Raw genomic sequence first — 12,962 nt, forward strand, 5'->3', positions numbered from 1 at the left:
AAGAAAAAAAAGATTATGAAAGTATTTATAACTGGAGCTTCGGGCTTTATAGGTTCAGCAGTCGTTCAAGAAATGATCGATGCGGGACATCAAGTAACTGGTTTAGCACGCTCAGAAAAATCAGCAGAGATAATCGCCAATTTGGGTGCTAAGGTAATCCGTGGCGATCTTCAGCACTTGGATATATTAAAACAAGCCGCTTCAAACGCTGACGCCGTCATCCATACGGGGTTTTCCCACCATCTGATGTTTGCAAATGAATATGCAAAAGCTGCCGAAATTGATATCAATGCGATCAATGCCATGGGCGAAGTGCTGCTCGGTACACAAAAACCGCTTGTCGTTACAGCTGGAACCTTGGGTCTACCACTTATCAACGGGTTCGTCACAGAGGAAAGTACACTCCTAAATTCACCGAGAGGTTCAGAACCTGCGGCAATGGCCCTGGCAGCAAAAGGTGTCCATGCTTCAGTGGTTCGCTTACCACCCTCTGTTCACGGCAGCAGTGATCTTGGCTTTATGGCAGGCTTCACATCAAGTCTGATCCAATTTGCACGCGATCATGGTGTTTCGACCTATCCCTTAAATGGGGACAATCGTTGGCCAGCAGTTCATCGTTTAGACGCTGCAAAAGTTTTCTGCAAGGCGGCCGAGAAAGCCGAAATTGGGGCATTGTACAACGCTATTGGTGAAATTGGCATTAAAATCAGTGAAATTGCTGAACTGATCGGCACGAAATTACATTTGCCTGTTACTTCATTACGGGGTGAAGATATTGTCAAACATTTCCAATGGCTGAGCCATTTCATCACCTTCGATAGCCCGGCGACAAGTTTTGAGACACAGCAGCAATTAGATTGGTCGCCTACGCATATCGGTTTATTGGAAGATGTTCATCAGAATTATTTATAAATTTGTTATATGCCACAAAGTCGAACACAGCGTATAAAAACGATCAGTGAATTTCATCAATTAAGAGGTTTACCACAGCCTGAGCATCCATTGCTCAGTGTTGTGGACTATTCAAAGATGAAACGTTCTCCTTTGGATGATGCTTCGGCCTTATTGTTTGATTTTTATGTCATTTCCAATAAAAGAGGCATCACAGGCAAAATGCGCTATGGGCAGCAGCTCTTTGATTTTGACAACGGTGTACTCGGCTTTATGTCGCCCAATCAATTGCTGAAACTGGAAGAAAATGACGCTGTTACCAACGTAAACCGAAGCGGGTGGATGTTGCTTATTCATCCAGACTTTTTATGGAATACCACATTGGCGAAAACCATTAAAGAGCATGAATTCTTCGATTATTCGGCAAATGAAGCTTTATTTCTTTCAGAAAGTGAAGAGAAAACACTAAACGATATTATTGGAAATATCCAACGGGAATATCGAGCAAATATGGACAAATTCAGCAAGAACATTATTGTATCAAACCTCCAAACATTACTGAATTATTCGGAGCGTTTTTACAACCGACAATTCCTGACGCGAGAGAAAGCCAATCATCAGGTTTTAAATCGCCTGGAAGAACTGCTGAATGCTTATTTTTCTACAGATGGTTTGATCTCAAAGGGTCTTCCATCCGTTCAATATATCGCAGATAGCTTAAATATTTCCTCTAAGTATCTCAGCAGTTTGCTTAAAGTACTAACGGGGCAAAGTACCCAACAGCATATTCACGAAAAACTGATTGAAAAAGCAAAGGAGAAATTGTCAACAACGACACTTTCTGTTAGTCAAATCGCCTATGAATTAGGCTTTGAACATGCACAGTCATTCAGCAAATTGTTTAAAACAAAAACCAAACTTTCGCCCCTGGAATTTAGAGCCGGATTTCACTACGCTACTGAAAGCTAACGAAAACCATCGAATAACCATTGGATATGGGAGAAATGACCCATCTGGGCATGGACATTATAATTTAAGAGGTGAAGATCAAAAAAAAACAGCAGACCGCACAATGTCTATTGCCAGTTCTGCTGTTTGAATCAAAAGTTATTTTTCTTTTTGATCTTTAACTGCATCCTTAATCGCTTTTGTCTCTTCGGCAGTCTTAGCACTTATTTGATCTTTATACCTATCAAATTCATCAGAGACCTTATCAGCCACATGGCCTGCTGTCTCGCTAATTGAGGATGACACATGATCATACTCTTCTTTCACTTTATCGGCTACTTCTTCATATTTATGTTTTGCCTGCTCTTTGAGATCCCTTGTTTTTGCCTTGATTTTCTTTCGCGTTTTTCTTCCACTATTCGGTGCCACCAATACACCTACCAATGTACCAAGTGCCGCTCCCGCCACCATTGCCAGAAGTAATCCCGTTGAATTATTTTTTCCGCCGCACATCTTTAATTTCTTTAAACAATCGTAATTAAGCATATATTTCAAAATGATTATGTTGTTAAAACTCTTACAAATTCTAACAATAAAAGCAAAAGATTAGTTTGTCATATTTTAAATAATGTACAACAAACTAGATTACAGCATCACATGAATCGAAAGGCGCTAAAGATGAGCGTGCGAGAACGGCTTGGATCAAATAGATCTACTGGATTCGACTTTTTGGTTCTGCCCCCAATTCAGTGTTGATTTTCTTTTGTTTGAAGTATTGAAAAATGACTGCAATAATAAAAAGCACAAAAAGGAAAAGAAGGGTCTGTCCAATAATTGGATCATTTATATCCGTTGCCAAGGGACGTCCGACTGGAACTCTGGTAAAGGTCTCATTAACAGCAGGCACCAGCGACAAGAAAAAACTGAATGACCATAGAAAATTCTCAAAATACCGGGCCTTCGTACTACTTTTCTTTGTTGCGTGCAGCCAATAGGCCACCGTGACAAGAACCAAGATGAAGAGTGAAAAAACATGCCCGGCATTGAAGCCACCCTGTTTCGAAATTCCTAATGCCGTAAGAGAAGTGATGGCTGTCGCATAAAAATATAACTTCCCCGATAATACTTTAAGATTGATCTTGCCATAGCTGATAAAACCTAATACAGCGCCTAAAAGTGCTGTAAGACCAATAACTGTGTGGAAAACTCCTAAACCTGATAAATTCATTTTTTCTATTTTTAATGTTGATAATTTCAAAAAAATGTTCCTGTAATGTAAGGTCGTTGTCAGGCTTTCACGGCACAATCCATGGAATAACAACCCTTTAATGGAACACTACAAAGTTGCAATAGAATAAGAAAAATGGTTTTTTGATTTCGTTCAAAGATTTGATATTTTAGTTCAAATAACAGGACTACAATCTTATTGGAGAAAACTTGGTCCCCTCGATAAAAATGGAATACCATATACAAATGACCATTGGTTTTTAGTTGCTTTTAAGCTGTCGACGATAATTTGTTGGCGATATGTGGTATTTGTCACTAAAACTCTTTGTAAATGTTGCGAGGTCGTTAAATCCACAGTTAAAGGCAATTTCGGAAACACGCTGATTGGAAACCAAAAGGAGCTCTGCCGCCTTTTCGAGCTTCTTATTTTTGATGTAGCTGGCAGGTGTATCATGATATAATTTGGCAAACTCTCTTTTAAATGAAGAAACACTCAGATTATTCTGTTCCGCAAGCTGCTCAATGGTCAATTGAGAAAAGAGATTGGCTTCAATGATCTGTTTAAACGAATAGGTACTTGAAGAAAAAAGCTGTGATAATATCACCCGTATGACCGACGCGTTTCTCGTTTGGGACAGGAGCAATATAATTTCTTTTAATTTGAGCACCAGTATATCTTCATTGATCAATGAAGGATTTTCAAAATAGAACAGCAAGCCTTCCACATATTTCTGGATCAGGAAATCATTGTCAATTTTTTCTTTTGATTGGTTTGAAATGATATTTTCGGGTTCAAGCAGCAACGAGGGTAACTCTCTATCGTAAACTTTCTTCAAGGTATCTGGATAAAAAGTGACGATTAACAGCTGACAATCTTGCGTTGGATTCACATCTTGGATTCGCTTTCCAGAATTAATACAATTCAGCAATAAGGAATAATGCTTCACAATAGTTAGCTCTTCGTCATTTGCTTGGTATTGCATCTCCCCTTCCAGCACATAGAGGAAGCAAGCCTGTTCCGCTACTGGAAATTCAAATGTAAATGGTGCCTTCAAAGCAATTTTTTGCATCATCGGTCTTCCAAATAGCTCATACTTTTTGTAATCATTTACCATTGTGCCGCTCAATTTCTCAAATTTAACGATTGAGTTCCGTATAATTAAAATGATGGTTGTGCAATAGAGTCTTATTTTCTAAATTTCCGTTAAAATAGATTCATCCAATCGATGCATTTTAAATTGGTTAAACACCTGTTGATATTAGTCTAAATTTACGTCTATTTTGACACCAAGATTCTTGCAGCTTGCCTTTAAAACATGATCTACCCAAATGCATAACATAGGCTGTTTTCCTGGTTTGTTTTGATCCCAGTCTTCTTTCCAGACAATGTCGATAGTTTTCCCGTGATAGTCTAAGTTTCCGAGGTAAAAATAATCCATTTTGCCCGCAGGTATCAGTGGCTGAAGCTGAAAGCTGTTGTGATGGGTAGCCTTAAAGCCAATGAGATCTGCTATGATCATGTCAGGATAGGTTGAATGAAAATAATCATTCTGTCCACCAAATTGCTCGCCATCACTTGGTATATACCATTCACCGATATTTGGGTGGGTATAACCGTGAAGTCGGGTAAGCTTCATAATTTGTTCGTAAAGGGTCTCTTTGTCCTGCGCAGTGATTTGATTCTTATAATTTCTTAAATAGTTGCTGTATGCTTTATAGACGACCGAGTTTTGAAAAGGCCATCCTCTGCCGTTCCAGGCATAAGCCTGCTCATTGTAATAGGGGTGTTGCCTTTCGGCCGTGGTCATTCCTTTGTGGTTATTGAAACCTTTTTCAGAAGTAAACATCGCCCAAGCTACTTCATACTTTTTATTGTCCTCAGGCAGTATCATATTGAAATACCAGGGGGTATAACCAACGGATTCCCGCACCCGCGCTTCGTAATCCCGTACACCATAGGCGTTGTCACCAGCTGTTAAGGTATTAAAAAAACCATCATCTGAATTCCAAAGTGTCCGAAGAAATTTCTGCTGTATTTCCTGGCTTCTGACCTTATAGTAATCTGCTTTCGCCTTATTCTTAATCGAAGGATGTTGTTGCTGTTCCAGTCTATAGAGATTGTACAATGCGTTGTTATTTCCAAAGGAATAACTTGCAACGGATGGGCGCACCAAATAAAAATCGGGATAACCTTTGGTAAAGGCTAATGGAAAGTCCCTCGCTGCAGTCGTATTTGCCGCCTTGTCTGTCGTCCCCCAACCTAAATATAGATCTCTCCATGTACTATCGGTATAAATAGCATAAGATCCTTTACTTTCAATTAAGCCAAGTACCGCCGAAAGGCTGAATTCCATACCATCGTACAGATCCAGAATTTTGTACATGCCGTCGGTCTTCGCATTTGGATTTTTTACAGTGAATAGGCTATCCAAAAGGTGCTGATGGGTCTCCATTGCGGGTAGCATCTTTTGCGTCCAGGCCTGATCGGGATGAATTTTTAAAAATGATTCAATACCATCGACCATCCAGCTGGAAAAATGAACACTTTCGGGCCTGCTCAAATGGGTCAAAAAATTACCGTTTTCCCGTTGATTTATTTTGGAAGCTGATCCAAGCATAAAATATTCGGCATAAGATCGAAGGTATTTTGGATCACGAAGCCAACGTACATCGTAAAACTGATGCGCTGTTGGGCAGGTAATCGCTCCACTCAAGGATCCCCAGGCGGGATACCCGAAAAATTCTGTTATAACCCAATATTTCTTTGAATCATGTGGATCGTAATAATCCCGAAGATGCTTGCTGATCATCCACCAACGATAATTATACACGCGACTTAGGGTATCGTTGGAACTCTCAAAATACGGAATGTTATTGACCAAGAATTCTTTGTTGTTGGATTCGTCAAAAGCACCGTCCGATTTTGGCCGGTGCTCGTAAGCATTGAACTCCTTTATATTGTCTGTTAGGTTATTTTTTGCCACTTCCTTTAAACGATCAAGTTCATGGCGATATATCGATTCCTGCTTACCCGAAAATCCTCGATTACTCGAACAGAAAAAAAGAACACCTAGAACCAAAAAGGCTGTGCTGCTTAAAACAATAGATTTTAGAAAAACGGAGCGATGTTGTCTTTTCATGTGGCTATATGGAATAGAACGAATTTATAGTTGATCTGCTATAACTTAAAAATTAGTATTAACGTCCATCCGAAGGAATCAACAGGAGATTGATCGGCTTTCATCGCAGTAATTTTCTACAGGGCAATTCTTGATGAAGTTAAACACAAGATCTAATCCAAAGCAATAACAAACAAAGGACTAATCAACAGAATTTTTATGACAATTCAGCATGGTGGAACAAATCGGCGTAAAATTGATACAATGTATCATATTGTACCAATTTGAGCTCATACTTTATCGTTCAAAATAGATAACAATACGCTTTATCGCGATCTGAAGTTCATTGTTTTTGGCCATACTCAGATCTATTAATTCGACAATGGTAAATTTTTTCCTGGATAAATTTTTCGATATTCCGGGCTTGAGCCTAAAATATTATGAAAGAGGGCGGTATTTTCTTTGCAAAAAACCAAATATTCCCATTTTCACATAAAAAAGTATCTTTTTCATATTCTTTCTACTGCTATTCTAAGTTACATTTGCCTCATAAGTAAACTTGACTCAAAAGAAGTAATTGCTGAAATGAATGGAGATGCCTATCTCATCATTTTAAATTTCTGAATTGATTCGATAAGAATACTGTAAAAAGAATCCTACAATACTACACTGAAAAACATTTTGTGGAACGATGCTGTCGTTCCACATTTTTAATCTATTAAATCGGTCTCCACCCAACCTTCTACGGCAGCAACTTTAGCTTGCTCGCCGTCTTTTTCATACTTTAGTCCCCGGTAGTTCCTTCCGTTGTCATTTCAATTTTATGGATTGTACCGTCTGCACGGTAATTTAGGGTATCTATGCATATTGAACGGCTAAAACTGCCTCCATCTGGGTTAATCCCCCCATTATGGTAAACGAAATACCATTGGTTTTTAAAAGGGACAATTGCTTGATGGTTCGTATTGCTATTGCCTGCTATTTCATTCAGAATCCCTTTATACACATAGGGACCTTCGATCTTATCGGCCATGGCATAAGCGATCTTCTCCGGAAATTCCGTGGCATAACTCAAATAATATTTTCCATTGTGCTTGTGAACCCACGGTGCTTCCGTAAAAGCCAGTCCTTCAAAATTCAATTGCTTTACTTCGCCATCAATCTCAACCATATTTTCCTTGAGCTTTGCGTAGTAGCACTCACGGTTACCCCAGAAAATCCAGGCTTGGCCATCATCATCAATAAAAACAGCCGGGTCGATACAGGCCCAAGAATGGGAAGAAGCAAAACAGTCCTTATTGGTCAATAACGGTTTCCCCAATGCATCTCTAAAGGGACCTTCGGGTCTATCTGCGACAGCAACACCTATTCCCGACCAATTAGAGCTTATGTACCAGTAATATTTTCCATTACGTTCGGTAACGTGTCCCGCAAATGCATCGCCGCTTTTTGCCCAGGTAAAATCACTTATTCTCAAAGACACTGGATATTCCGTCCAATTTTTTAAATCCGTTGTAGAATAAACAATCCAGTCTTTCATCTTATAGCCTTGCTGACCACCTGCAAAATCATGGCCTGCATACAACCAAAGTGTATCCCCCTTGACCATTGCTGCTGGATCAGCCGTAAAATGATGCTTAATAATCGGATTTCCCTTTGCGGTAAAACGATACCTGTCATCCACATCCTCTGGAGATAGTAATTCACCGGGTACACCACCCCATTTACTATTCAGAAGACGAGACTCTTCCTTGCTAATTGAAATCACACTTCCATGTCGCGGGTTAAAATTTTTACGCAAAGCCTCAGGTTTCGAGGAGAAATTAAAAAGATCATCTGTGCGCTGAAATTCATATCTTCCATTCGCATACAGATCATACATCAAGATATAATCGTCTGTTCCGTTCAACTTAAAAAGACTCGATCCTTCGACGACAACAGAAGTGTCTGCATAGGCATCGAGATACCGGAAGTCTTCTTTCCATGGTCCTTTTAGGGATTTACTTGTCGCCTGCTGAATCCCATTTTTCACTTCTTTGCCTGCACCATCTTTTGTATTGCCCTTAAAGAAAAAATGGTATACCCCATCTTTATAGACGATATCGCCATCAATACCGCCAAATTTTGGACTGAACAATAAGGTAGGTTCCCTTTCAAATCCGCTAAAATCTTTATTCGCATAGGCTGCATAAAAATCAAGTTTATCGTTCTCATATGATTTCACCGTAAAATATACAAGGTATTTTTTCGCAACTGGATCATAGATCGTCTGCGGTGCCCATACCCATTTTACGTTTTTAAATTTTTTAGGGTATAATTTTGCCAGATCAACAGTATTGTGTTTCCAATCCGTCAGGTTATCAGATCGCATCAGAATAATACCAGGATTACTTCCCCAACCATTCTTGGCGGTAAACATATCAGTTGCGACCATATAAAATGACTTTTTGTCCTCTCCCCTAAGGATGTGCGGATCACGAATCCCTCCCGTTTGGGATATATCCGCGGATGACAAAATAGGTTTATTGTTATTTAATGCAACCCAGTTTTGCGCATCCTGACTGACTGCAAATCGCAATTGCTCTTGTGTATTTTTATCCCCCGAACCCTCAAAATAAGCAAAAAGATAACCCGCCGCCTTATCTGCATCGTATATTTTTTGCGCTATGACATTAGTAAAACTCATTAATGCAATACTCAATACCCCCATTTGTTTTAGTTTCATGTCGGATCAATTTTTAGGTTTTTCTAAATGTTAATTTGTCAAGCAAACCTTCTTTATTAAAACTTAACCATGGATTTTTAATGCACAAATTCCAAATTATCTTGATCTCGAAAGGATATTCAACACGAATTTAAATTTGCTCAAAAACACTTTTCCACGATGCTTTAGTAGAATACGATACGAGGCTTACTTTTTATTAATGTTAAATATACACTTATTATTCAAATAGGCGGTATTTTTTATGATAAGTATCGTTTAAAACGGGACATTTTCCAAGGGTAAAAGTCTTGAATCCGAGATAGCTGCAATCCGATGCCCTATAATCTTCATATAAGCTGGATTTTGTTCAAATGAAAAAAAATCGGACACACTTTTCTGTTTAATCAGCATACAGATATCCCACTGTTCCTGATCGGGCCCTATCAGAAACCGGTCACCATGCCCAACAAAAAGTAGCTCACCGCCGCTTTCTTCCACAAAAGGTTTGGCTAGCTTTATATAATTCATAAAAGCATCGTATCCCGAAATTTCTTTGATTGGTGCAATCTCCGGAAAATTAGTATAGTCCGCGATTTTCCTCAACTGAATTAAATTGAGATTTACAATAGGACCTTGGATATTTTTCAATGCCAGATTCCTTCCGGCTTCATAACCGGGATACAAATACGTCTTTCTTGTCATATCAATAGATACTTGTTGTTTCACTCACTTTACTTTTCAACTCAGTTGCGGCGTGAAGTACGACTTTTTTATAAGCAGTGATTTTGTCGTTTTCAAATGGAATAATAACTGCATTTTCAAACAGGAAATTTCCCTCACCCAATCGGTTCCAATCCGCCTGCAAGTTTTTGTTGTCAAATTGCCCCATGTTTAACATAAATCTGATTCTGTTGGAAAGAGCGGTTAAATTCAGGCTATCTGCGATATGTATTTTATTTTCGGCCCTATTGTAAATTGTTAAAACTCCCATCAATGGTTTACTTTCCAGGAATTCGGATTTCAATTGTTTTTTATCTACTTTGTTCATGTGCTTTTAAATTAAAATTATAAATCACCACCCAATGATTTCAATTGCGCAGCAAAAATAAGGAGATCTGTTACGGCCATTCCGTCCAATAGCTTATTGGCGATGTGCTCAGCTGTAACAGTAGCCTCTTTAAAAATTCGATCACCAGCCGCGGTAAGCTTCACATAGCTGACCCGGGCATCTCTATCATTGTGTTCTTTTACAACAAGCCCCATCTTTTCCATAGGTGAAATAATCCTTGTAATCCCTGAGGCCGTTAAACCGGTACTTTCAGCCAGATCAATTCGCCGTAACCGGTTCCCGGAAGCCTGACTTAAAATATGTAGGATCATAAAGTCTGTCAGACTTAGTCCATGCAAGCTCAACCCATCAAACTTTTTGGTGATGACAGATTGAACTTTTATAATGTTCAAAATCGTATTAATTGCTTTCATATTATTATTTGCAAAATACTTGACTACTCAAGTATTTTGCAAATATAATAGTTTTATTTAAATGGTTGAACAAAATAAACAAAAGATTCTGCGAACGGGGTGGTTACACTAAAGCGCATTAATTCTATTTTCTTCGCGGGAGAAGGAGGTTTGTATAAAACTACACTTAGGTGTAGCATTGATTGACATAATCTATAATATTTTTGGACAAATTCTAATCGATAAGAAGCAAGAGCCAACAATCTACATAACATGATAAGGGTAGAATCCTCGAATATTAACAAATTTATTACCTATAGCATAGTATAAACATGACAAATTGCAAAAACTGTGGGACTGATATAACATTGAATTTCTGTCCAAAATGTGGACAGCCAGCAGTCCTTAAAAGAATTGATGCGCATTATATCGTCCACGAAATTGAACATGTCCTTCATTTCGAGCGTGGAATCTTGTACACGATTCGTGAACTTATTACCACACCTGGAAAAAATGTAAAAAAATATATTGCCGAGAACCGAAGCCGTCTGGTAAAACCCATTATTTTTATCATCATCACCTCACTGATATACTCTATAGTAAGCCATTTTTTTCATGTAAACGACAAATATGTGAGTTATTACGAATCCCAGCATTCTACCACGGGTTCGATATATCTCTGGATCCAGGACCACTATGGTTACGCCAATATCATGATAGGATTGTTTATCGCTTTCTGGGCTAAACTATTTTTTAATAAATACGGTTTTAATCTTTTTGAAATTGTCATCCTGCTATGTTTTATTTTAGGAATGACGATGTTGATCTATACTGTTTTTGCATTAGTAGAAGGTGTAACACATACAAGCGTTATGGTGCAAGCTAGCATCGTCGCTATGTTATATAGCGTCTGGGCTATCGGACAATTTTTCGATCCCTACAAAATACCCAGTTATTTAAAAGCGCTCGCAGTTTATATTTTAGGGTATCTGTCATTTACTGTCGTCATCGTTATTATTGGCCTATCGATAGACTTAATTTTAATGAAAAGATAGTTATACGGTCTTTTTCCTTGTGAGACCTAATTAAAACCAGATGGGTAAGTTTACGCTGTACACTTACCCATCATGTTACTAGTTGCCTGTTACAGATTATTTCTCAGATATCCCTGGAAGTTGTCTTGAAACTGAAGGCCGGTCCCCAGCCTATATTTACTTAATTTATTGTTGAGCGTAAGTCCCCATAATACAAATTCGGTCAGAAAATGGAGATCTTCGGGTTTCGTTTCTGGCTGATATTGCTGAATTAAAGCATGTATAGGCTTCACTTGATCCAAAACCTGCTTATACGTTGAATCGTTGAGTTCATCAGATAATTCGATCCCCTCTGATTCTGAAAACCAACGAACAATGTCGTCGTAAGGATAACGTTCGTTATCTCTTTCCAGTTTCTCAATTTTTGGAAATAAAATCGGAAAAAGGTTTTTAATCGCGTTTTCTATCAGCTGCAGTGCGACGATACCCGCCCCTTCCTGCTCGCCTTCATAAACGAGCTCAACTTTACCTGTTATCGCAGGCACAATACCCATAAAATCACTCAGCCGTACTGCAGTTGCTTGCGCACCACTTCTGAGCATGCGCAATTCAGCGGTGCTTAATAAGTTTTGAAATGCCGTAATGCTCATACGCGCACTCACGCCACTCTTTTCATCAACATATTCACTATTTCGTGCTTCAAAGCTTATCTGCTCAATCAATTCCCTAGCCAGTTCAGGGACGTATATCTGCTCCTTATGGGCCGCTTCCAAGTTCGCTTCCTGCGCTGTAATTGCCTTTGCTATCTCAACCGATGCTGGGTAATGTGTCAGTATCTGCGATCCTATGCGATCTTTCAGCGGCGTCACAATACTTCCTCTATTGGTATAATCCTCCGGATTCGCAGTAAATATAAATTGTACATCTAACGGTAAGCGTAACTTAAAACCACGGATCTGAATATCGCCCTCTTGCAATATATTGAAGAGAGCTACTTGGATTCTAGCTTGAAGATCAGGCAGCTCGTTAATGACAAATATGGAACGGTTGGCCCTTGGAATCATACCAAAATGAATCACACGATCGTCTGCATAACTCAGTTTTAAATTTGCGGCTTTGATGGGATCTACATCACCGATCAAATCAGCGACCGTCACATCTGGTGTGGCCAGCTTCTCCGCAAAACGATCACCTCGACCAAGCCAGCTTATCGGTGTATCGTCGCCTTTCTCCTGCAGAAGTTCTAGCGCATAACGCGATATGGGGTTAAACGGATCATCATTAATCTCTGAACCCTGAACCACTGGCACATATTCATCCAATAAGTTGACCATGAGCCTAGCCAAACGTGTTTTCGCCTGACCGCGAAGGCCCAAGAAATTAATGTTGTGTTTGGAAAGAATTGCTCTTTCAAGTTCTGGAATAACGGTATCTTCATAACCATGTACTCCATTGAACACGGTTTCGCCCGCCTTTATTTTTGTAATCAGATTCTGACGCAATTCTTCTTTTATTGTTTTAGGTTTATAACCCGAAGTTTTTAATGCACCAAATGTTGTAATCTTCGTGTAATCCATA

General features: G+C 39.1%; 12 protein-coding genes. 3 read left to right on the forward strand and 9 right to left on the reverse strand.

What is annotated here, in order from left to right:
• Positions 1-15: 15 nt before the first annotated feature.
• On the forward strand, positions 16-912 hold the full coding sequence (locus tag IQ31_RS05635; protein ID WP_145327391.1) for an SDR family oxidoreductase: 897 nt from the start codon (positions 16-18) through the stop codon (positions 910-912).
• 9 nt (positions 913-921) lie between these two features.
• Positions 922-1,860 (forward strand): helix-turn-helix domain-containing protein, encoded by a 939-nt coding sequence (locus IQ31_RS05640; protein ID WP_145327392.1) that lies wholly within the window; start codon positions 922-924, stop codon positions 1,858-1,860.
• A 138-nt stretch (positions 1,861-1,998) separates the two neighbouring features.
• Here the strand turns inward: IQ31_RS05640 and IQ31_RS05645 are convergent, their stop codons facing one another.
• From IQ31_RS05645 to IQ31_RS05680, 8 genes are all read right to left on the reverse strand, one after another.
• Positions 1,999-2,352, reverse strand: coding sequence for a YtxH domain-containing protein (locus tag IQ31_RS05645; protein ID WP_088163521.1), 354 nt, complete (start codon positions 2,350-2,352; stop codon positions 1,999-2,001).
• Between the two features lie 199 nt (positions 2,353-2,551).
• The gene (locus IQ31_RS05650; protein WP_145327393.1) at positions 2,552-3,067 is read right to left on the reverse strand and encodes a hypothetical protein; all 516 of its coding nucleotides are present in this window, start codon (positions 3,065-3,067) and stop codon (positions 2,552-2,554) included.
• A gap of 259 nt (positions 3,068-3,326) precedes the next feature.
• Positions 3,327-4,193: an AraC family transcriptional regulator gene (locus IQ31_RS05655; protein WP_232475753.1), complete on the reverse strand. Its 867-nt coding sequence runs from the start codon at positions 4,191-4,193 to the stop codon at positions 3,327-3,329.
• A gap of 132 nt (positions 4,194-4,325) precedes the next feature.
• Entirely contained in the window at positions 4,326-6,206 is a 1,881-nt protein-coding gene (locus tag IQ31_RS05660) for an MGH1-like glycoside hydrolase domain-containing protein (protein WP_244294361.1), read from the reverse strand.
• A 763-nt stretch (positions 6,207-6,969) separates the two neighbouring features.
• Positions 6,970-8,910 carry a family 43 glycosylhydrolase gene (locus IQ31_RS05665; RefSeq protein ID WP_145327394.1) on the reverse strand — a complete coding sequence of 647 codons (1,941 nt, stop codon included), beginning with the start codon at positions 8,908-8,910 and terminating at the stop codon, positions 6,970-6,972.
• A gap of 255 nt (positions 8,911-9,165) precedes the next feature.
• Entirely contained in the window at positions 9,166-9,615 is a 450-nt protein-coding gene (locus IQ31_RS05670) for a hypothetical protein (RefSeq protein ID WP_208734126.1), read from the reverse strand.
• Complete coding sequence (locus tag IQ31_RS05675) at positions 9,593-9,937, reverse strand: GIY-YIG nuclease family protein (RefSeq protein WP_145327395.1); 345 nt, start codon at positions 9,935-9,937, stop codon at positions 9,593-9,595. The genes IQ31_RS05670 and IQ31_RS05675 overlap by 23 nt, the downstream gene beginning before the upstream one ends.
• Positions 9,938-9,954: 17 nt before the next feature.
• Positions 9,955-10,371: a MarR family winged helix-turn-helix transcriptional regulator gene (locus IQ31_RS05680; RefSeq protein WP_145327396.1), complete on the reverse strand. Its 417-nt coding sequence runs from the start codon at positions 10,369-10,371 to the stop codon at positions 9,955-9,957.
• A gap of 311 nt (positions 10,372-10,682) precedes the next feature.
• Here IQ31_RS05680 and IQ31_RS05685 point away from each other — a divergent pair, with 311 nt between their 5' ends.
• Positions 10,683-11,405 (forward strand): DUF3667 domain-containing protein, encoded by a 723-nt coding sequence (locus tag IQ31_RS05685; protein ID WP_145327397.1) that lies wholly within the window; start codon positions 10,683-10,685, stop codon positions 11,403-11,405.
• 89 nt (positions 11,406-11,494) lie between these two features.
• Here the strand turns inward: IQ31_RS05685 and IQ31_RS05690 are convergent, their stop codons facing one another.
• Positions 11,495-12,961, reverse strand: a complete 1,467-nt coding sequence (locus tag IQ31_RS05690) for a sigma 54-interacting transcriptional regulator (protein WP_145327398.1) — start codon at positions 12,959-12,961, stop codon at positions 11,495-11,497.
• Position 12,962 lies beyond the last annotated feature (1 nt).

The organism is Sphingobacterium siyangense (assembly GCF_007830445.1).
GTDB lineage: Bacteria > Bacteroidota > Bacteroidia > Sphingobacteriales > Sphingobacteriaceae > Sphingobacterium > Sphingobacterium siyangense.

What these genes read in the sequence shown, in the direction of transcription:
- IQ31_RS05635 (WP_145327391.1), top strand. Translation starts at nt 16, where the DNA reads ATGAAAGTATTTATAACTGGAGCTTCGGGCTTTATAGGTTCAGCAGTC.
- IQ31_RS05640 (WP_145327392.1), top strand. Translation starts at nt 922, where the DNA reads ATGCCACAAAGTCGAACACAGCGTATAAAAACGATCAGTGAATTTCAT.
- IQ31_RS05645 (WP_088163521.1), bottom strand. Translation starts at nt 2,352, where the DNA reads ATGTGCGGCGGAAAAAATAATTCAACGGGATTACTTCTGGCAATGGTG.
- IQ31_RS05650 (WP_145327393.1), bottom strand. Translation starts at nt 3,067, where the DNA reads ATGAATTTATCAGGTTTAGGAGTTTTCCACACAGTTATTGGTCTTACA.
- IQ31_RS05660 (WP_244294361.1), bottom strand. Translation starts at nt 6,206, where the DNA reads ATGAAAAGACAACATCGCTCCGTTTTTCTAAAATCTATTGTTTTAAGC.
- IQ31_RS05665 (WP_145327394.1), bottom strand. Translation starts at nt 8,910, where the DNA reads ATGAAACTAAAACAAATGGGGGTATTGAGTATTGCATTAATGAGTTTT.
- IQ31_RS05675 (WP_145327395.1), bottom strand. Translation starts at nt 9,937, where the DNA reads ATGAACAAAGTAGATAAAAAACAATTGAAATCCGAATTCCTGGAAAGT.
- IQ31_RS05680 (WP_145327396.1), bottom strand. Translation starts at nt 10,371, where the DNA reads ATGAAAGCAATTAATACGATTTTGAACATTATAAAAGTTCAATCTGTC.
- IQ31_RS05685 (WP_145327397.1), top strand. Translation starts at nt 10,683, where the DNA reads ATGACAAATTGCAAAAACTGTGGGACTGATATAACATTGAATTTCTGT.
- IQ31_RS05690 (WP_145327398.1), bottom strand. Translation starts at nt 12,961, where the DNA reads ATGGATTACACGAAGATTACAACATTTGGTGCATTAAAAACTTCGGGT.